Source organism: Frankia sp. AgKG'84/4 (assembly GCF_023242965.2).
In the GTDB taxonomy this organism is placed as follows: domain Bacteria; phylum Actinomycetota; class Actinomycetes; order Frankiales; family Frankiaceae; genus Frankia.
The window spans coordinates 1-740 of the sequence record NZ_JALKFU020000929.1; the positions used below are offsets into that span (position 1 = coordinate 1).

Here is a 740-nt window from a genome sequence, read left to right on the forward strand (position 1 = left end):
GCATCGGTGTCGGCGGTGTCGGCAGCGGCAGCGGCGGTAACCAGTGCGGCGAGCAGCGCTTCGGCACCGGCTTCCAGCACGGTCAGCGCGCGGCGCGCGTCCCCGCCGGCGAGCCGGACGACGTGGTCACGGCCGGCCGCCGTCAGCTCGATCCGCCCGTCGTAGCCGCGGGGATCGCGCAGAGCCCGGTCGAGGACCCCGCGGATGTCCTCGTCGGTGAGCGGCTCGAGGGTCAACAGCAGCGACCGGGACAGCAGCGGGCTCACGACGGAGAAGAACGGGTTCTCCGTCGTCGCCGCGACCAGCGTGACCCAGCCGTGCTCGACGGAGGGGAGCAGCGCGTCCTGCTGCGTGCGGGTGAAACGGTGGACCTCGTCGATGAACAGGACGGTGCGCGCACCGGACATCGACCGGGCGGCCCGCGCCTCGTCGATGACCGCCCGCACGTCCTTGACACCCGCCGTGACCGCGGAAAGCTCCCGGAAGCGCCGACCGGTCGCCCGCGACACGATGTGCGCCAGCGTGGTCTTGCCGGTGCCCGGCGGGCCCCAGAGGATGACCGACGTCGTGCCGCCGCCCTCGACGAGCCGGCGCAGCGGACTGCCCGCGCCGAGCAGATGGCGCTGGCCGACGACCTCGTCGAGATGCTCGGGCCGCAGCCGGGCGGCGAGGGGAGCCCGACCTGCCGCGGTGACCGCCGGCTCGAGCGCCGCAGTGCCCGGCGCCGCAGTGCCCGGCGC

General features: G+C 75.1%; 1 protein-coding gene. It reads right to left on the minus strand.

Annotated elements, in window-relative coordinates:
- Positions 1-740, minus strand: a 740-nt coding sequence (locus MXD58_RS26125; protein WP_250610406.1) for an AAA family ATPase, incomplete at both ends; no start/stop codon positions are given.